The organism is Serratia bockelmannii, from assembly GCF_051803255.1.
Classification (GTDB): Bacteria; Pseudomonadota; Gammaproteobacteria; order Enterobacterales; family Enterobacteriaceae; genus Serratia; species Serratia bockelmannii.
Genome location: NZ_CP196512.1, coordinates 747985 through 767478, shown reverse-complemented (window position 1 = coordinate 767478; position 19494 = coordinate 747985). Strand labels below are relative to the sequence as shown.

The 19494-nt window shown below is 61.6% G+C and carries 15 protein-coding genes; 12 read left to right on the top strand and 3 right to left on the bottom strand.

Features of this window, described 5'->3' with window-relative positions:
* The first annotated feature begins 63 nt into the window (after window positions 1-63).
* From ivbL to ilvN, 3 genes are all read left to right on the top strand, one after another.
* Entirely contained in the window at window positions 64-177 is a 114-nt protein-coding gene (gene ivbL, locus ACSJLU_RS03575; protein ID WP_154747116.1) for an ilvB operon leader peptide IvbL, read from the top strand.
* 111 nt (window positions 178-288) lie between these two features.
* Complete coding sequence (gene ilvB / locus ACSJLU_RS03570; RefSeq protein ID WP_060434219.1) at window positions 289-1983, top strand: acetolactate synthase large subunit; 1695 nt, start codon at window positions 289-291, stop codon at window positions 1981-1983.
* A gap of 3 nt (window positions 1984-1986) precedes the next feature.
* Window positions 1987-2280, top strand: coding sequence for an acetolactate synthase small subunit (gene ilvN, locus ACSJLU_RS03565; RefSeq protein WP_016929110.1), 294 nt, complete (start codon window positions 1987-1989; stop codon window positions 2278-2280).
* Window positions 2281-2306: 26 nt separating this feature from the next.
* On the opposite strand, the gene ACSJLU_RS03560 is transcribed toward ilvN, so the two are convergent.
* Complete coding sequence (locus tag ACSJLU_RS03560; protein ID WP_060448171.1) at window positions 2307-3077, bottom strand: DedA family protein; 771 nt, start codon at window positions 3075-3077, stop codon at window positions 2307-2309.
* A gap of 214 nt (window positions 3078-3291) precedes the next feature.
* On the opposite strand from ACSJLU_RS03560, the gene ACSJLU_RS03555 reads away from it, so the two are divergent.
* The 3 genes from ACSJLU_RS03555 to rluA all read left to right on the top strand — a co-directional run bounded on the left by ACSJLU_RS03555 (window position 3292) and on the right by rluA (window position 9520).
* Complete coding sequence (locus ACSJLU_RS03555) at window positions 3292-5658, top strand: DNA polymerase II (protein WP_342096410.1); 2367 nt, start codon at window positions 3292-3294, stop codon at window positions 5656-5658.
* A gap of 247 nt (window positions 5659-5905) precedes the next feature.
* Window positions 5906-8812 (top strand): RNA polymerase-associated protein RapA, encoded by a 2907-nt coding sequence (rapA, locus tag ACSJLU_RS03550; protein ID WP_439041061.1) that lies wholly within the window; start codon window positions 5906-5908, stop codon window positions 8810-8812.
* Between the two features lie 57 nt (window positions 8813-8869).
* Window positions 8870-9520: a bifunctional tRNA pseudouridine(32) synthase/23S rRNA pseudouridine(746) synthase RluA gene (rluA, locus tag ACSJLU_RS03545; RefSeq protein ID WP_043135978.1), complete on the top strand. Its 651-nt coding sequence runs from the start codon at window positions 8870-8872 to the stop codon at window positions 9518-9520.
* Between the two features lie 45 nt (window positions 9521-9565).
* Here rluA and djlA read toward each other — a convergent pair whose 3' ends face one another.
* A complete protein-coding gene (gene djlA / locus ACSJLU_RS03540) occupies window positions 9566-10387 on the bottom strand; it encodes a co-chaperone DjlA (RefSeq protein ID WP_025301546.1) in 822 nt (273 codons plus the stop codon).
* 228 nt (window positions 10388-10615) lie between these two features.
* Here djlA and lptD point away from each other — a divergent pair, with 228 nt between their 5' ends.
* From lptD to apaH, 6 genes are all read left to right on the top strand, one after another.
* The gene (gene lptD / locus ACSJLU_RS03535; RefSeq protein ID WP_043135981.1) at window positions 10616-12976 is read left to right on the top strand and encodes an LPS assembly protein LptD; all 2361 of its coding nucleotides are present in this window, start codon (window positions 10616-10618) and stop codon (window positions 12974-12976) included.
* A 65-nt stretch (window positions 12977-13041) separates the two neighbouring features.
* A complete protein-coding gene (gene surA, locus ACSJLU_RS03530) occupies window positions 13042-14343 on the top strand; it encodes a peptidylprolyl isomerase SurA (RefSeq protein WP_025301544.1) in 1302 nt (433 codons plus the stop codon).
* Complete coding sequence (gene pdxA / locus ACSJLU_RS03525; RefSeq protein ID WP_380826549.1) at window positions 14321-15322, top strand: 4-hydroxythreonine-4-phosphate dehydrogenase PdxA; 1002 nt, start codon at window positions 14321-14323, stop codon at window positions 15320-15322. Before surA ends, pdxA begins: the two co-directional genes overlap by 23 nt.
* Window positions 15315-16133 (top strand): 16S rRNA (adenine(1518)-N(6)/adenine(1519)-N(6))-dimethyltransferase RsmA, encoded by an 819-nt coding sequence (gene rsmA / locus ACSJLU_RS03520; RefSeq protein WP_025301542.1) that lies wholly within the window; start codon window positions 15315-15317, stop codon window positions 16131-16133. Before pdxA ends, rsmA begins: the two co-directional genes overlap by 8 nt.
* Before the next feature lie 12 nt (window positions 16134-16145).
* Window positions 16146-16523 carry a Co2+/Mg2+ efflux protein ApaG gene (apaG, locus tag ACSJLU_RS03515; RefSeq protein ID WP_016929119.1) on the top strand — a complete coding sequence of 126 codons (378 nt, stop codon included), beginning with the start codon at window positions 16146-16148 and terminating at the stop codon, window positions 16521-16523.
* A gap of 2 nt (window positions 16524-16525) precedes the next feature.
* Window positions 16526-17377, top strand: a complete 852-nt coding sequence (gene apaH / locus ACSJLU_RS03510; RefSeq protein ID WP_043135986.1) for a bis(5'-nucleosyl)-tetraphosphatase (symmetrical) ApaH — start codon at window positions 16526-16528, stop codon at window positions 17375-17377.
* A 50-nt stretch (window positions 17378-17427) separates the two neighbouring features.
* On the opposite strand, the gene ACSJLU_RS03505 is transcribed toward apaH, so the two are convergent.
* Window positions 17428-19317 carry a PhoX family protein gene (locus ACSJLU_RS03505; protein WP_049207251.1) on the bottom strand — a complete coding sequence of 630 codons (1890 nt, stop codon included), beginning with the start codon at window positions 19315-19317 and terminating at the stop codon, window positions 17428-17430.
* Between the last annotated feature and the right edge of the window lie 177 nt (window positions 19318-19494).

The window sequence follows — 19494 nt, the reverse complement described above, 5'->3', positions numbered from 1 at the left end:
CCAATAAACCTGTTGTGCGAATTTTGCGCCTGTGTTTTTATAAAAACCTGACTTTTTTTACTGATGATAAGGTTCCCTGTGATCGCATCCTCGCTGACTTCGACCCTACTAGTTACCGCGCTACCAGCCGCGGTGGTCGTCGTGCGTGTGGTGGTGGTCGTCGGCAATGCGCCGTAGGGTCCGAATCAACGCATCGATTCCCAAACCCCGCCGGCGCAAACCGGGCGGGGTTTCTTGTTTTAGCACCCTGCCCAGCAAAGCTCACCGGCCTTGAGAAAGGACAGGAACATGGCAACTTCGGGCACGCCTCAACCGAGTACCCGCTTTACCGGCGCACAATTGATCGTTCATTTGCTGGAGCGTCAGGGCATCACCACCGTCGCCGGCATCCCCGGCGGTGCGGCGCTGCCGCTGTATGACGCGCTGAGCCAAAGCACCCGCATTCACCACGTGCTGGCGCGCCACGAACAGGGCGCGGGCTTTATGGCGCAAGGCATGGCGCGCGCCAACGGCAAGGCGGCGGTGTGCATCGCCTCTAGCGGGCCGGGCGCCACCAACCTGGTCACCGCTATCGCCGACGCCAAGCTCGACTCCATTCCGCTGGTGTGCATCACCGGTCAGGTGCCCTCCTCGATGATCGGCACTGACGCCTTCCAGGAAGTGGATACCTACGGCATTTCCATTCCGATCACCAAGCACAACCATCTGGTGCGCGATATCCGCGAGCTGCCGCAGGTGATTGGCGACGCGTTCCGCATCGCCGAGTCCGGCCGCCCCGGCCCGGTCTGGATCGATGTGCCGAAAGACGTGCAAACCGCCACCATTACCCTGGAAGAACTGCCGCCGATCGCCGTGCCGGACGCCGCTCCGAGCTTCGATCCGGCGCAGGTTTCTCAGGCCGCCACGATGATCAATCAGGCGAAACGCCCGATCCTCTACCTGGGCGGCGGCATCATCTGCGCCGACGCTCACCGCCAGGCGGTGGAACTGGCCGAGCGCGCCGGTCTGCCTACCACCATGACGCTGATGGCGCTGGGCGCGATGCCGGTGGAACACCCGCTGTCGCTGGGCATGCTGGGCATGCACGCGGCGCGCAGCACCAACTTCATTCTGCAGGAGGCCGATCTGCTGATCGTGCTGGGCGCACGCTTCGACGATCGGGCAATCGGCAAAACCGAGCAGTTCTGCCCTAACGCCGCCATCATTCACGTGGATATCGACCGCGCCGAGCTGGGCAAGGTCAAACAGGCCAACGTGGCAATCCATGCCGACGTCGGCCAGGTGCTGGAACAGCTGCTGCCGCAGATCGACACGCAGCCACGCAGCGCATGGCTGAACACCGTCAACGACCTGAAACGCGAATTCCCGTTCAACATGCCGAACGCCGACGATCCGCTGAGCCATTACGGCCTGGTGCTGGCCGCCGCGCGCTGCGTGGACGACAGCGCCATCATCACCACCGACGTGGGCCAGCATCAGATGTGGGTTGCGCAGGCCTATCCGCTGAGCCGGCCGCGCCAGTGGCTGACGTCGGGCGGCCTGGGCACCATGGGCTTCGGTCTGCCGGCGGCGATCGGCGCGGCGTTGGCAGAGCCCGAGCGCAAAGTACTGTGCTTCTCCGGCGACGGCAGCCTGATGATGAACATTCAGGAAATGGCCACCGCGGTCGAGCACGATTTGGACGTGAAAATCATTTTGATGAACAACCAGGCATTGGGGCTGGTGCACCAGCAGCAAACCCTGTTCTACCAACAGCGCATCTTCGCCGCCGCCTATCCGAAGCGTACCGACTTTCTGAAAATCGCCGCCGGATTCGGGCTGGATACCTGCGATCTGAATGCTGCGGAAGATCCGCAGGCGGCGCTGGCCGAGGCGATCCAGCGCCCAGGCCCTTGCCTGATCCACGCGCTGATCGATATCAACGAAAAAGTATTCCCGATGGTGCCGCCGGGCGCCGCCAACATCGACATGATTGGAGAATAAGCCATGCTGCAACCACAAGATAAACCCCAGGTGATCCTGGAGCTGGCCGTGCGCAACCATCCCGGCGTCATGTCGCACGTTTGTGGGTTGTTCGCCCGCCGCGCGTTCAACGTCGAAGGCATTCTGTGTCTGCCGCTGAAGGACGGCCAGCAGAGCCGCATTTGGCTATTGGTCGCCGACGATCAGCGGCTGGAGCAAATGATAAGCCAGGTAGAAAAGCTGGAAGACGTGCTGCAGGTGAAGCGCCACAGCGAAGACGTGCGGGTATTTGAACAGCTGGAAGCCTTCTTCCAGTGATACGAAGGGGGCTTACGCCCCCGCAATCATTGCCCGGCCAGCACTTTCCACAGCAGGTGCCGGTACACCGGCATCAGCGGCTGTTGGCTCAGCAGATAGCCGACCGCCAACGCCGCCAGCCAACTCAATCCGCACACCACGCGCAGCCGCAGCGGCGTCAGCCAACGGCTCAGCCGATCGGCGTTGCGCTTGCCCTCACGCCACCAGCGCCAGCTCAGCCACACCGCCAGCCAGAGGGTAAGCGCCGCAGCGAGCAGCAACCACTTGAACATCGCGCTGTTGGCGCCGGCGGGGATATCGATCGCCACCCCCGCCAGAATGCCGGGGAAGAAATAGACCGGCGGCCAGGTCAGGCAACCGATGATGTTCGGCAACGCAAACTTGTACGGCGGCAAATCGAGCATGCCGGCCACCATCGGCACCAGCGGGCGCGTCGGGCCAACGAAACGACCGATCAAAATGGTCGCCATGCTGTGCTGGTGCAAGGCATGTTCGGTTTTGTCGAGCAATGCTTTGTTCTTTTTCAGGAACGACCAGCGGTGCAAGGGCCCCTTAAAAGCGCGGCCGACGAAATAGGAGATCCAGTCGCCGAGCAGGCAGCCGACGATGCCCGCCGCCCAGGCGTAGTAAAAATCCACCTTGCCGCTGCCGATCAGCGCACCGATGCTGGCCATCATCACCGTGCCGGGCAGCAGCAGCCCCACCAGCGCTAGCGACTCGAGAAAAGCGACCAGCAGAACGACCATCAGGGTGAAAGCCAGTGACTGGGTGATCAAATCTTGTAAATAGGCTTCCATTACACCTCTGCGGATTATTCGGACCAAACGGGGCGGAGGATTTTCCAGCGCCGCCGCTGGCGAGTCAATCGATGAATTGTATGCGTATTTGGCAACGCGCGCGGCGATGGACAATCACTGTATAAAAACCCATGCTATAATATATCTATATTAGCGCCAAAACCGACATCACGCTGAACGTCGCGCACGCCGCCCGGTGGAAAACGAAGGGGTTATGACAGCACTGCAACAGGGGTTCCTGCTCACTCGCCACTGGCGCGACACGTCCGCCGGCACCGAGGTCGAATTTTGGCTGGCGACCGACGCAGGCCCGCGCCAACTGCGCTTGCCGCCGCAGACCTCGGTGGCGTTTATCCCCGCCGAACAAAGGCAGCGCGCGGAACTGCTGCTGCGTGAAGAGCGGCAGGTGGAACTGAAACCGCTGGCGCTGACGGATTTTCATCACCGCCCGATGCTGGGGCTGTACTGCCGCCAGCACCGTCAGCTCATCAAGCTGGAAAAGCTGCTGCGGGAAGGCGGCGTTGCGGTCTATGAAGCCGACATTCGCCCGCCCGAGCGCTACCTGATGGAACGCTTCATTACCGCGCCGGTGTGGTTCAACGGCCAGGGCAACGGCGATGGACCGTTGCTCAGCGGCCAGATGAAGCCGGCGCCGGACTACCGCCCGGCGCTCAGGCTGGTGTCGCTGGATATCGAAACCACCGCCCACGGCGAGCTTTACTCCATCGCGCTGGAAGGCTGTGGCCAGCGGCAGGTCTACATGCTGGGGCCGGCCAACGGCGGCGATGAGCCGCTGGATTTCGATCTGGAATACTGCGCCAGCCGCCCTCAACTGCTGGAACGGCTGAACGCGTGGCTGGAGCGTCACGATCCCGACGCCATCATCGGCTGGAACCTGGTGCAGTTCGATCTGCGGGTGCTGCAAAAGCACGCCGAGCGCTACCAAATCCCGCTGCGGCTAGGGCGCGGCGGCAACCTGCTGGAATGGCGCGAGCATGGCTTCAAGCAGAATCACTTTTTCGCCGCCGCCGCCGGCCGCCTGATCATCGACGGCATCGAGGCGCTGAAATCCGCCACCTGGAATTTTCCCTCCTTCAGCCTGGAATACGTTTCGCAGGAACTGCTGGGCGAAGGCAAGGCTATCGACAACCCTTATCAGCGCATGGCGGAGATCGACCGACGCTTCGCCGAAGACAAGCCGGCGCTGGCCCGTTACAACCTGAAGGACTGCGAGCTGGTGACGCGCATCTTCGCCAAGGCCGATCTACTCAACTTCCTGCTGGAGCGCGCCACCGTCACCGGGTTGGCGGCCGATCGCAGCGGCGGATCGGTGGCGGCCTTCAGCCACCTCTATATGCCGCGCATGCATCGCCTGGGCTTTGTTGCCCCCAACCTCGGCGAACAGCCGGAGGAGCACAGCCCCGGCGGCTTTGTGATGGACTCCCAGCCCGGCCTGTACGATTCGGTGCTGGTACTGGACTATAAAAGCCTGTACCCGTCGATCATCCGCACCTTCCTGATCGATCCGGTCGGATTGGTGGAAGGCATGCGCCACCCCAGCGACGCCGATTCGGTGCCCGGCTTTCGCAACGCCCGCTTCTCGCGCAACAAACACTGCCTGCCGGCGATCGTCGAACAGATCTGGCAGGGGCGCGAGGCCGCCAAGCGCCAACACAACAAGCCCCTGTCGCAGGCGTTGAAGATCATCATGAACGCGCTGTACGGCGTGCTGGGATCGAGCGGCTGCCGCTTCTTCGATCCGCGGCTGGCGTCGTCGATCACCCTGCGCGGCCACGAGATCATGCGCCAAACCCGCGAGCTGATCGAAGCCGAAGGCTATCAGGTGATCTACGGCGACACCGACTCCACCTTCGTCTGGCTGAAACAGCCGCATGACGAGCAACAGGCGGCGCAGATCGGCCGGGCGCTGGTGCAACGGGTCAACGCCTGGTGGCAGCAGCATCTGCAGCAGCAGTTCGGGCTGGAGAACGCGCTGGAGCTGGAGTTCGAAACCCACTATTCCCGCTTCCTGATGCCGACCATTCGCGGCGCCGAGCAGGGCAGCAAGAAACGCTACGCCGGCCTGATCGCGCGTGCCGACGGCCAGGAAGAAATGGTGTACAAAGGCCTGGAAACGGTGCGCACCGACTGGACGCCGCTGGCGCAGCAGTTCCAGCAGCAGCTCTATCAGCGCATCTTCAAACAACAGCCCTACCAGGACTATGTGCGCGACTACGTCGGCAAAACCCTGAACGGCGACTTCGACGATCAATTGGTGTACCGCAAACGGCTGCGCAGAAAGCTCGAGGACTATCAGCGCAACGTGCCGCCGCACGCCCGCGCCGCGCGCATCGCCGACGACTACAACCGCAGCCAGGGGCGGCCGCTGCAGTATCAAAACGGCGGCTGGATCAGCTACGTGATGACCGTCGCCGGGCCGGAACCGCTGGAAACCCGTCATTCGCCCATCGACTATCAGCATTACCTCGAACGCCAGCTGCAACCGGTGGCAGACGCTATACTCCCTTTCTTGCACGACGATTTCACTACGCTGGTCACCGGGCAGATGGGGCTGTTTTGAGATTGCGCCAGGTTAAGAAAAATCATCCGGTTTTGCAGGTGACGAACGCGCCGCCTTCCATTACCATAGCGCCCTTCCCAAAACTGAACCACGCTTAGCCCTGCCGTCTCGCGACGTCTGCATGGCGTGAACGGCTATTGCCCGTCAAATTTAAAACAAACCGGGATTAACCGATGTTCAGTACAGGTGCCGCGGCCCTTCCCGCCCGGTAACAAGACTTACTTACAAAGAATCGAGCCGACAATATATGCCTTTTACTCTTGGTCAACGCTGGATCAGCGACACGGAAAGCGAATTAGGACTGGGCACCGTCGTGGCGCTGGACGCGCGCATGGTTACCCTGCTTTTCCCCGCCACCGGTGAAAACCGCCTCTATGCCAGAAATGATTCGCCGATCACCCGCGTGATGTTCAACCCGGGCGATACCGTCAGCAGCCACGAGGGATGGCAGCTGCAGGTGGAAGAGGTGAAAGAGGAAAACGGTCTGTTGACCTATATCGGCACCCGCCTGGACACCCAGGAAAGCGGCGTGGCGATGCGCGAAGTGCTGCTGGACAGCAAACTGACCTTCAGCAAGCCGCAGGATCGCCTGTTCGCCGGCCAAATCGACCGCATGGATCGTTTCGCGCTGCGTTTTCGCGCCCGCAAATACCAGAGCGAGCAGTATCGCCTGCCGTTCGCCGGCCTGCGCGGCATGCGCGCCAGCCTGATCCCGCACCAGCTGCACATCGCTCATGAAGTCGGCCAGCGCCATGCGCCGCGCGTTCTGCTGGCGGACGAAGTCGGCCTCGGCAAAACCATCGAAGCCGGCATGATCATCCACCAGCAACTGCTGGCGGGCCGCGCCGAACGCGTGCTGATCGTGGTGCCGGAAACGCTGCAGCACCAGTGGCTGGTGGAGATGATGCGCCGCTTCAACCTCTACTTCTCGCTGTTCGACGACAGCCGCTACGCCGAAGCCAAGCTCGACAGCAGCAACCCGTTCGAGACCGAACAGCTGGTGATCTGCTCGCTGGACTTCGTGCGCCGCAACAAGCAGCGCCTGGAAGAACTGGCGGACGCCCAGTGGGATCTGCTGGTGGTCGATGAAGCGCACCACCTGGCCTGGAGCGAAGAAGCGCCGAGCCGCGAATATCAGGTGATCGAACAGCTGGCCGAGCATATCCCTGGCGTGCTGCTGCTGACCGCCACCCCGGAACAGCTGGGCCAACAGAGCCACTTTGCGCGCCTGCGCCTGCTCGATCCGAACCGTTTCCACGACTACGGCGAGTTCGTCGCCGAACAGCAGAAATACCGTCCGGTGGCCGACGCCGTCACCCTGCTGCTGAGCGGTGAACGCCTGGCCGACGACAAGCTGAACCTGCTGGGCGAGCTGATCGACGAGCAGGACATCGAACCGCTGCTCAAAGCGGCCAACAGCGAAGGCGACAACGCCGAGCAGGCGCGCCAGGAGCTGGTGGCCATGCTGATGGATCGCCACGGCACCAGCCGCGTGCTGTTCCGCAACACCCGCAACGGCGTGAAGGGCTTCCCGCACCGCAACCTGCACCAGATCAAGCTGCCGTTGCCAACCCAGTATCAGACCGCGATCAAAGTGTCCGGCATCATGGGCGCCAAGAAATCCGTCGAAGCGCGCGCGCGCGACATGCTGTACCCGGAGCAGATCTACCAAGAATTCGAAGGCGAAAACGCCACCTGGTGGAACTTCGACCCGCGCGTCGAATGGTTGCTGGATTACCTGCTGGCCAACCGTAACGAAAAAGTGCTGGTGATCTGCGCCAAAGCCGACACCGCGCTGCAGCTGGAGCAGGTGCTGCGCGAACGTGAAGCGATCCGCGCCGCGGTGTTCCACGAAGGGCTGTCGATCATCGAGCGCGACCGCGCCGCCGCCTACTTCGCCTCCGAAGAGGAAGGCGCGCAGGTGCTGCTGTGTTCCGAGATCGGCTCCGAAGGCCGCAACTTCCAGTTCGCCAGCCAGCTGGTGATGTTCGATCTGCCGTTCAACCCGGATCTGCTGGAACAGCGTATCGGCCGTCTGGACCGTATCGGCCAGATGCACGATATCCAAATCATGGTGCCTTACCTGGAGCACACCGCACAGGCGGTGCTGGGCCGCTGGTTCCACGAAGGGCTCGACGCCTTCGAACACACCTGCCCGACCGGCCGCACCATCTACGACAGCTGCTACGAGCAGTTGATCGGCTATCTGGCCGCGCCGACCGAGCAGGAAGGCCTGGACGAATTCATCCACGCCTGCCGCCAGCAGCACGATCAGTTGAAAGCGCAGCTGGAACAAGGCCGCGACCGTCTGCTGGAGATGCACTCCAACGGCGGCGACAAAGCCCAGGCGCTGGCCGCCGCCATCGCCGAGCAGGATAACGACGTCAACCTGGTAGGCTTCGCGCTCAACCTGTTCGACATTGTCGGCATCAATCAGGAAGACCGCAGCGACAGCCTGATCGTGCTGACGCCGTCCGACCATATGCTGGTGCCGGACTTCCCGGGCCTGCCGCAGGACGGCTGCACCGTGACCTTCGACCGCGATCAGGCGCTGTCGCGCGAAGACGCGCAGTTCGTCAGCTGGGAGCACCCGATCATCCGCAATGGCCTGGATCTGATCCTGTCCGGCGATACCGGCAGCTGCGCGGTGTCCCTGTTGAAAAACAAAACGCTGCCGGTTGGCACCCTGCTGGTGGAACTGGTCTATGTGGTGGAGGCCCAGGCGCCGAAACACCTGCAGCTGACCCGCTTCCTGCCACCGACGCCGATCCGCATGCTGATGGATCGCAAGGGCACCAACCTGGCGGCGCAGGTCGAGTTCGAAAGCTTCAACCGCCAGTTGAACGCGGTCAACCGCCACACCTCCAGCAAGCTGGTCAATGCCGTGCAACAAGACGTGCACGCCATGCTGCAGCAGGCGGAAAGCCTGGTGGAAGCGCAGGCGCGCCAGCTTATCGAACAGGCGAAGCAAGAGGCGGACGACAAGCTGAGCGCAGAGCTGGCGCGTCTGGAAGCGCTGAAGGCGGTCAACCCGAACATCCGCGACGACGAAGTCGAGACGCTGGAGTTCAACCGCCGTCAGGTGCTGGCCAACCTCAATGAAGCCGGCTGGCGTCTCGACGCCATTCGACTGGTGGTGGTCACCCACCAATAACCGGCGCGATGCGGGGAGGCCACCGTCTCCCCGTTCGGCCCTTTTCGCGGAGCCAAGATGGAACCCTACAATCCCCCGCAGGACCCGCTGCACATCCTGTATCAGGATGAACACATCATGGTGGTCAACAAGCCCAGCGGCTTGCTGTCGGTACCCGGCCGCGCCCCGGAAAACAAAGACAGCCTGATGACCCGCATTCAGGCCGATCATCCGGCCGCCGAATCGGTGCACCGGCTGGATATGGCCACGAGCGGGGTGATCGTGGTGGCGCTCAACAAGGCCGCCGAGCGTGAGCTGAAGCGTCAATTTCGCGAACGCGAACCGAAGAAATCCTATATCGCCCGCGTTTGGGGACATATGGCGCATGATGAAGGGTTAGTGGATTTGCCGCTGATCTGCGACTGGCCGAACCGGCCGCTGCAAAAAGTGTGTTTTGACACCGGCAAAGCGGCGCAGACGGAATATCGGGTGCTGTCGCGCGACGCCGACGGCAGCACCCGCGTGAAGCTGACGCCGATCACCGGCCGCTCGCACCAGCTGCGGGTGCACATGCTGGCGCTGGGACACCCGATCCTCGGCGACGGTTTCTATGCCCCGCCGGAAGCCAAAGCGATGGCGCCGCGGCTGCAGCTGCACGCGCAGGAGTTGCGCATCACCCACCCCGCCTTCCAGACGCCGATGCACTTTCGCGCCGAGCCGGATTTCTGAGCCCCATGTTAAACGGGCCCGGCATGCCGGGCCCGCTTGCATCGCTTATTTAAAACCTTTCTCGCGTTTGATCAGGTCGTACGCCGCCTGTATCTCCTGCGCTTTCTGCTTGGCCATTTCCATCATCTCCGGCGGCAAGCCTTTCGCCACCAGCTTATCCGGATGGTGTTCGCTCATCAGCTTGCGGTAGGCGCGTTTGATGGTGGCGGCATCGTCGCTGCTGCGCACGCCAAGCACCTTGCACGCATCGTCGAGCGTCGGGCCGCGCTGAGCCTGCTGATAGCCGCCCTGCGAATACCCGCCCTGCTGACCGCCGCCGAACTGACGCCCGCCCTCCATCATGCTGAGGAACTGATCGAACTGCGCGCGCGAAATGCCCAGCTCTTCGGCGATGACATACAGCACCTGACGTTCGTTCGGGTGCAGCGAGCCGTCGGCGAACGCCGCCTGTATCTGAATTTCCAGAAACATCCGAATCAGATCGAAGCGGCCGAAACAGATACTGCGGAACTGCTGCAGCGTCTCACGCAGCGGGAACTGGCTCTGTTTGCCCTCGCGGAACGCCTGCTGCGCCGCGGTGCGCGCTTCGCCGTGCAGCTGAAGGCGATCCATAAACAGGCTGGCGATCTGAATATCCGCCTCGGTGACGCGTCCTTTGGATTTGGTCAGGTGGCCCATCACCTGAAAAGTGGTGCGGAAAAACAGCGTTTGCCGCGTTTGCTGGTCGGTGAAAAACCCCCGACTGCGCTTGTTGCTGCGCGCCGTATCGATCATATGACCGATAATCAGCCCCAGAACTACACCCCAGAATCCCGCGCCAGACCAGATGGCGACGATGACGCCGAGCAGTTTTCCCCAATACTGCATATACTCCTCAATTATCATGCCGAAAGCCGCCCGCTCTCCTCCGTTTCAGGAAAGGGCGCAGGCGATTTTTCCTAGAATTTGGATTATCATACCTGTCATTTATCTTTGCGCCTAACGACGACGCAAGTAAACGGCTGGATTTAGCACTAGCGCAACGCAGATGAGTAATATAGTCTCTGACCGTTTGCCGGACACGACGCCTCTGATGACGGAACACCAAAACCGCGTATGAAAAAAAGTTTCCCAACACTGCTGGCCACGATGATTTGGACGGCACTCTACAGTCAGCATGCGCTGGCTGATCTGGCCGAGCAATGCATGCTTGGCGTTCCCGTTTACGACAAGCCTTTGGTCAGCGGCGATCCGAACAGCCAGCCGGTGACCATCAATGCCGATGACTCGCGCGCCGACTACCCGAAAAGCGCTCTGTTCAGCGGCAACGTGCATATCGAGCAGGGTAACAGCACCCTGACCGCCAAAGAAGTTGAGCTGAACCAGACGGAAAACCCCGGCCAGACTGATCCGGTGCGCACCGTCACCGCTACCGGCGACGTGCACTACAGCGACAATCAGATCAAACTGAAAGGCCCGAAGGCCTGGTCGAACCTGAATACCAAAGATACCGACGTCTATGAAGGCGACTACCAGATGGTAGGCCGTCAGGGTCGCGGCGACGCCGACAAGATGAAAATGCGCGGCGCCAACCGTTACACCATCCTGGAAAACGGCACCTTTACCTCCTGCCTGCCGGGCGACGACAGCTGGAGCGTGGTCGGTTCCGAAGTGATCCACGATCGCGAAGAGCAGGTGGCGGAAATCTGGAACGCCCGCTTCCGCATCGGCGGCGTGCCGGTGTTCTACAGCCCGTACCTGCAATTGCCGGTCGGCGACAAGCGCCGTTCCGGCTTCCTGATCCCGAACGCCAAGTACGGCAGCAACAATGGCTTCGAGTTCATGTTGCCGTACTATTGGAACATCGCGCCGAACTACGACGCCACCATCACGCCGCACTATATGTCCAAGCGCGGCCTGCAGTGGCAGACCGAGTTCCGTTATCTGGTGCAGCCGGGCCTCGGCCTGATGGAGTTCGACTGGCTGCCGGACGACAAGGAATACGGCAAAGATCATGACGACAACAAACGCTGGCTGTTCTACTGGAACCATAACGGCGTCATGGATCAGGTATGGCGCTTCAACGTCGACTACACCAAGGTCAGCGATTCCAAATACTTCACCGATCTGGACTCCAAATACGGTTCCACCACCGACGGCTACGCCACGCAGAAATTCAGCCTCGGCTACGCCAACGAAAACTGGAACGCCACGCTGAGCTCCAAGCAGTTCCAGATCTACGACGACACCGATCGTTCACAGTCGGACTCGTATAAAGTTCAGCCGCAGCTGGACCTGAACTACTACAAGAACGACCTCGGCCCGTTCGACTTCCATATTTACGGCCAGGCGGCCAAGTTCACCAGCGTCAACCCATATAGCCCTGACGCCACCCGTCTGCACATGGAGCCGACGCTGAGTCTGCCGCTCACTAACGGCTGGGCCAGCCTGAACACCGAAGCCAAGGTGATGGCGACCCACTACCAGCAGGATATTCCTGACGGTTTCGCTGCCAACTACCAGAGCCGCAAAAACGCTGCCGCGCCGGAGCTCGATGATTCGGTCAACCGCGTACTGCCGCAGTTCAAAGTCGACGGCAAGCTGGTGTTCGAGAGGCCGATGATCTGGGCCGAGGGCGCTACCCAGACGCTGGAGCCGCGCGTGCAGTACCTGTATGTGCCGTACCGCGACCAGAGCAACATCTACACCTACGACACCACGCTGCTGCAGACCGACTACTCCGGCCTGTTCCGCGATCGCACCTACAGCGGCCTGGATCGCATCGCTTCGCAGAACCGCGTCTCTACCGGTTTGACCACCCGCATTTATGATGACGCCCTGGTTGAACGTTTTAACGCTTCCGTGGGTCAAATCTACTACTTCAGCCGTTCGCGTACCGGTGACCAGATGACCGGTTACGACAACAACGACGATACCGGCAGCGTAGCCTGGGCCGGCGATACCTATTGGAAAATCGACGATCGTTGGGGCCTGCGCGGCGGCCTGCAGTACGACACCCGCCTGAACAGCGTCTCGCTGGGCAACGGCGTGGTGGAATACCGCCAGGACGCCGAGCGCGTGGTGCAGTTGAACTACCGTTACGCCACGCCGGAATATATCCAGACGGCGTTGAACACCAAAACGGTTCCGGCCTTCCAGGACGGCATCTCGCAGGTGGGCATCACCGGCAGTTGGCCGATCGCCGATCGTTGGGCGGTGGTCGGGGCGTACTACTACGACACCCGCGCCAAACAATCCGCCGATCAGTTGGTGGGGCTGAAGTACAACACCTGCTGCTGGGCGGTGACGCTGGGCTATGAGCGCAAGATCACCGACTGGAACAACAGCAACAATACCAGCGTTTACGACAACAGAGTTTCGTTCAACGTCGAACTGCGCGGCCTGAGCAGCGATCATAGTCTCGGCTCCGCAGAAATGCTGCGCTCCGGCATTCTGCCGTATCAGCGCGCATTCTGACGCTTTGCAACACTTTGAAAACGAGAACTTTCACCCGCATTTGCGGATTACATAATGGGAAATGTATGAAGAACTGGAGAACGCTTATTCTCGGATTGGTGGTTTGCGCCAATGCCGCGTTCGCAGCACCCCAAGAAGTGGATAAAGTCGCCGCCGTCGTGGATAACGGCGTGGTACTCGAAAGCGACGTCAACGGTCTGTTGCAGTCAGTCAAGCTCAACGCCCAGCAGGCCGGCCAGCAACTGCCGGACGACAAGACGCTGCGCCATCAGATCATCGAACGCCTGATCATGGATAACATCCAGCTGCAGATGGCCAAGAAAATGGGCATCACCGTGTCCGATGCCGATCTGGACAAGGCGATCGCCAACATCGCCGCGCAAAACAAGATGAGCGTCGATCAGCTGCGCAGCCGCCTGTCGTACGAAGGGTTGAACTACAACACCTACCGCGCGCAGATCCGCAAAGAGATGCTGATCTCCGAAGTGCGTAACAACGAAGTGCGCCGCCGCGTCACCATCCTGCCACAGGAAGTGGACGCACTGGCCAAACAGGTGGGCGCACAGAACGGCAGCGACACCGAAATGAACATCAGCCACATCCTGATCCCGCTGCCGGAAAACCCGTCGCAGCAGCAGGTCGACAAAGCCGAAGAGCTGGCCAAACGTCTGGTGGGTGAGATCAACAGCGGCGCCGACTTCGGCAAGCTGGCGATCACCTACTCCGCCGACTCTCAGGCGCTGAAAGGCGGCAACATGGGCTGGGGCAAACTGCAAGAAATCCCGACCCTGTTCGCGGAACGTCTGGTGAGCGCCAAGAAAGGCGACGTCGTCGGCCCAATCCGTTCCGGCGTCGGCTTCCACATCCTGAAAGTGAACGACATTCGCGGCGCCAGCCAGTCGGTGTCGGTCACCGAAGTGCACGCCCGTCACATCCTGCTGAAACCTTCAGTGGTGCTGACCGACGACCAGGCTCGCGCCAAACTGCAATCCGTGGCGGAAGCGATCAAGAGCGGCCGCGCCAAGTTTGCCGACGAAGCCAAACAGCTGTCGCAAGATCCGGGTTCTGCGATGCAAGGCGGCGATCTGGGCTGGGCTTCCCCGGACATCTACGATCCGGCCTTCCGCGATGCGTTGCTAAAGCTGAGCAAGGGTGAAATCAGCGCGCCGGTCCACTCCTCCTTCGGTTGGCACCTGATCCAGCTGCTGGATACCCGTCAGGTGGATAAGACCGACGCTGCGCAAAAAGACCGTGCTTACCGTATGCTGTTCAACCGTAAGTTCGCTGAAGAAGCGCAGACCTGGATGCAGGAACAGCGCGCCCAGGCTTACGTGAAGATCCTCGATGGCAGCGATGCACAGCAATAAACGCGTCGTCATTACCCCCGGCGAACCCGCCGGGGTGGGGCCGGATTTGGTAGCCGCGCTGGCGCAACAGGATTGGCCTGTTGAGCTGGTGGTGTGCGCCGATCCGGCCCTGCTGCTTGAACGCGCCAAGCGTATGGGCCTGCCGCTGACGCTGCGCGACTACCAGCCGCAGCAACCGGCCGAAGCGCAACGCGCCGGCACGCTGACCGTGCTGCCGGTCCCGCTCGCTCACCCGGTTACCGCCGGTGAGTTGAACGTCGGCAACAGCGCCTACGTGGTGGAAACCCTGGCGCGCGCCTGCGACGGCTGCCTGAACGGCGAGTTCGCGGCGCTGATCACCGGCCCGGTGAACAAGGGCGTGATCAACGACGCCGGCGTGCCGTTTATCGGCCATACCGAATTCTTTGCCGATCGCAGCCGCTGCGATCGCGTGGTGATGATGCTCGCGACCGAAGAGCTGCGCGTGGCGCTGGCGACCACCCACCTGCCGCTGCTGGCGGTGCCGGGCGCCATCACGCAGCAGAGCCTATTCGAAGTCATTCGCATCCTCGACCACGATCTGAAAACCAAATTTGGCATCGCCCAGCCGCACATTTACGTCTGCGGTCTGAATCCCCACGCCGGGGAAGGCGGCCATATGGGGCGCGAAGAGATAGACACCATCATCCCGGCGCTCGACGCGCTGCGCGCTGACGGCATCCATCTTGTCGGCCCGCTGCCGGCGGACACCCTGTTCCAGCCCAAATATCTGCAAGATGCCGATGCGGTGCTGGCGATGTATCACGATCAGGGGCTGCCGGTGCTAAAATACCAAGGGTTCGGCCGCGCGGTGAATATCACCCTCGGTTTGCCTTTCATACGCACCTCGGTCGACCACGGTACCGCTCTGGAACTGGCCGGCACCGGCACCGCCGATGTCGGCAGTTTCCAAACGGCCCTGAATCTCGCCATTAAAATGATAATTAATTGTAATGAATAACAGAGTCCACCAAGGGCACTTTGCCCGCAAACGCTTTGGACAAAACTTTTTAACCGATCAGTTTGTCATCGATAGCATTGTCTCCGCCATTCACCCGCAGCCGGGCGAAGCGGTGGTCGAGATCGGCCCCGGCCTCGGCGCCTTGACCGAGCCGGTCGGCGCGCGCATGGACCGCATGACGGTGATCGAACTGGACCGCGATCTGGCCACCCGGCTGGAGAACCACCCGCGGCTGAAAGACAAGCTGACCATCCACCAGCAGGACGCCATGACGGTGAATTTCGCCGAACTGGCCGAGGAAGCTGGCCAACCGCTGCGCGTATTTGGTAACCTGCCGTACAATATTTCGACGCCGCTGATGTTCCACCTTTTCAGCTATACTCAGGCAATCCGCGACATGCACTTTATGTTGCAAAAAGAGGTGGTCAACCGTCTGGTGGCCGGTCCGAACAGCAAGGCCTACGGGCGTTTGACCGTGATGGCGCAGTACTACTGCAACGTCATTCCGGTGCTGGAAGTGCCGCCGACCGCGTTCGCGCCGCCGCCGAAGGTCGATTCCGCCGTGGTGCGTCTGGTGCCGCACACCGAGCTGCCGAACCCGGTGGGCGACGTGCGCATGCTGAGCCGCATCACCACGCAGGCATTCAACCAGCGGCGGAAAACCATCCGCAATAGCCTGGGCGACCTGTTCACGCCGGAGCAGCTGACGGAGCTGGGCGTCGATCCTTCGCTCAGAGCAGAAAATATTTCTGTGGCGCAGTACTGCAAGCTGGCGAACTGGCTGTCAGCCAATCCGGCGCCGCAGCAATAAGGAGTTGTTGTCATGATTGATTCGCCCCGCGTGTGTATTCAGGTTCAGAGCATCTATGTGGAATCACAGTCGATCCCTGAAGAAGAGCGTTACGTCTTCGCCTATACCATCACCATCCGCAATCTGGGGCGGACCGACGTGCAACTGTTGGGCCGTTACTGGCTGATCACCAACAGCAACGGCCGTCAGACCGAAGTCCAGGGCGAAGGCGTGATCGGCGAACAGCCCGTCATTCCGCCCGGTGGCGAGTTTCAGTACACCAGCGGCGCCATTCTGGAAACGCCGCTGGGCACCATGGAAGGCCATTACGAAATGGTGGACCATCAGGGTCAGCCGTTCCGCACCGCTATTCCCGTGTTCCGCTTAGCCATTCCAACGCTGATCCATTAACTATGTCGACATACCTTATCGGCGACGTTCACGGCTGTTTCGATGAACTGAAGTCGCTGCTGGCTCAGGCTGCTTTCGATCCCGAGCGCGATCAACTGTGGCTGACCGGCGATCTGGTGGCGCGCGGCCCCGCCTCGCTGGACGTGCTGCGCTATGTGCGCTCGCTCGGCCCGGCGGTGCGCATGGTGCTGGGCAACCACGATCTGCACCTGCTGGCGGTCTACGCCGGCATCAGCCGCAACAAACCCAAAGATCGCATCACCCCGCTGCTGGAAGCGCCGGACGCCGACGAGCTGATCAACTGGCTGCGTCGCCAGCCGGTGCTGCAGGTGGATGATGAGCAAAAGCTGGTGATGGCGCACGCCGGTATCACCCCTCAGTGGGATATCGACACCGCGAAAATGTGCGCGCGCGAAGTGGAAGCGGTATTGAGCAGCGACAGCTACCCGCTGTTTCTCGACGCCATGTACGGCGACATGCCGAACAACTGGGCGCCGGAGCTGAGCGGCCTGGCGCGCCTGCGTTTCAGCACCAATGCGCTGACGCGCATGCGCTACTGCTTCCCCAACGGCCAGCTCGACATGATCTGCAAAGATGCGCCGGGCAGCGCGCCGGCGCCGCTGAAACCGTGGTTCGAGCTGCCGCGCCTGGTGGATCCGGAATACACCATCATCTTCGGCCACTGGGCCTCGCTGGAAGGCAAGGGTACGCCGGAGGGCGTGATCGGGCTGGATACCGGCTGCTGCTGGGGCGGCGATCTGACGATGCTGCGCTGGGAAGACCGCCGTTACTTCACGCAGCCCGCCAATCGCGGCGAAGCGCCTGACCACGCCGGCAGATTAGCCGCATCCTGAAACGATAAAGGCGGCCCGGTGGCCGCCTTTGTTCTGTATTGATTGCCGCCTTACGCTCCAATCACTCCGCCATCTTCACGCGTGATCATCAACACCGATGAACGCGGGCGCGGGCTGTTGTTCGGGAAGTGCGAATCGCCCTCTTCTCCCGGATGCTGTACGTTGACGAACATCGTCTTGTAGTCCGGGGTGAAGGTGATGCCGGTCAGTTCGCAGGACTTTGGCCCCACCATGAAACGGCGGATCTCGCCGCTGACCGGATCGCCCACCAGCATCTGGTTGTTGCCCTGCCCGACGTAATCGCCCTTGTTGCTGTACTTGCCATCGGTGAGGATCCACAGGCGGCCGGCGCGATCGAAGCCCAGCCCGTCCGGGCTGTTGAAGGTATTTTCCGCCGTGATATTCGGCGTGCCGCGGTTGACGCCTTCGGGGTGGGCGATCGGGTTGCCGCACAACGCATAGATGTCCCAGGCGAAGACGTCGGCGGTGGCGTCGCCGCCCTCGTCCCAGCGAATGATTTGGCCGTAGATATTGTTCGGTCGCGGGTTGGCGGCGTTCAACGGCATCCCTTCCTCGCCGCGCTTGCTGTTGTTGGTCAGCGTGCAGTACGCGCGCCCGTCATGCGGGTTGACCGCGATCCACTCAGGGCGATCCATCTTGGTGGCGCCGACCTGCTGCGCCGCCTTGCGGGCGAAGATCAGCACTTCGGCCTCGTCGCGGAAGCCGTTCTCCGGCGTCAGGCCGTTCTTGCCGAACTCGAGCGCAATCCAGCGCCCTTTGCCCTTCAGCGGCGTGCCGGCTTCGTCGCCGTCGAACTGCGCCACGTACAGCGTTCCCTCGTCCAGCAGCGTGCGATTGTTGGCCGGATTGGCGGCGTCGACCACGCCTTTGGAAACGTACTTATAGATATGTTCACCGCGCTCGTCGTCGCCCATATACACCACCAGACGGCCGTCTTTGGCCACGGTCACCGCCGCGTTTTCATGTTTGAAGCGGCCGAGCGCGGTGTGCTTGATGGGCGTCGAGGTCGGATTCAACGGATCGATCTCGACGATCCAGCCGTGGCGGTTGAATTCGTTGGGATTCTTCGCCACATCGAAGCGTTCGTCATAGTCCGGCCAGTTGCGCTCCGGTTCGTTGACCTTCAGCGTGTAGCGCTTCTGTTCCGGCGTGGTTCGATAATCGGCCTGACGGGTGCCGAAATAGGTGTCGAAGTTTTCCTCGCAGGTCAGGTAGGTGCCCCACGGCGTCTTGCCGTTGGCGCAATTGCCGAACGTGCCCAGCACCTTGCGGCCGCTCGGATCGGCGGCGGTCTGCAACAGCGGATGTCCGGCGGCCGGGCCGCTGAATTGCATCTCGCTGTTGGCGGTGATGCGGCGGTTATAGCGCGACGGGCGCTCCACCGCCCAGCGCTGGCCGTCGCCGACCCGCTTGACCGCGACAATGGAGACGCCATGCGCCGCCTGCGATTTGCGCACCTCTTCCAGGCTGGTGGCCTTGGCGCCGCCGTGGGCGAACAGGTACTGCTCGTTAACGTATTCGTTATTGATGGCCATCACGCCGTGATTGTCATCGATAGGGAAGAAGCTCATGCCATCGTTGTTGTCGCCAAACTGTTTTTCCTGATCGGCGGCGCTGTTGTTGCCCTGCGGATCGAAGGCCGGCGCGCCGTCCACCAGCGGCTCGCCCCAGGAGATCAGCACCTCGGCGCGGTAGCCTGGCGCTATCGTCACTTCATCGGCGGTGGACGCGGCGATGCCCCGGAAACCCAGCAGCGTGTTCGGCGGCAGATCCTCGGCTAACGCCTCGGCGGAGACCGACCAGATGCCGCCGCCGAGAAAACCGGCCAGGCCGACGGCGCCGGCGCTGCCGAGCAGCAGCTTGCGGCGAGTGGGATCGATCAGGCGGTCGGCGTCTAATTGCTCAATTTGCTTGGTCATAACGTAGTTACCTTTTTAGTTATGGCGCCGCGGTCAAGATTCACCAGAGTTGCCGTGGCGCTCGGAGTTGGGCTTCATACTAATCAGGTAATGTGACGGAAAGGTTACGAATGACCGGCGCAAAAAGACCGGGGGCGCAATTGCTTGCGCCCCCGGGGATAGCTGGCTAACGCGCTG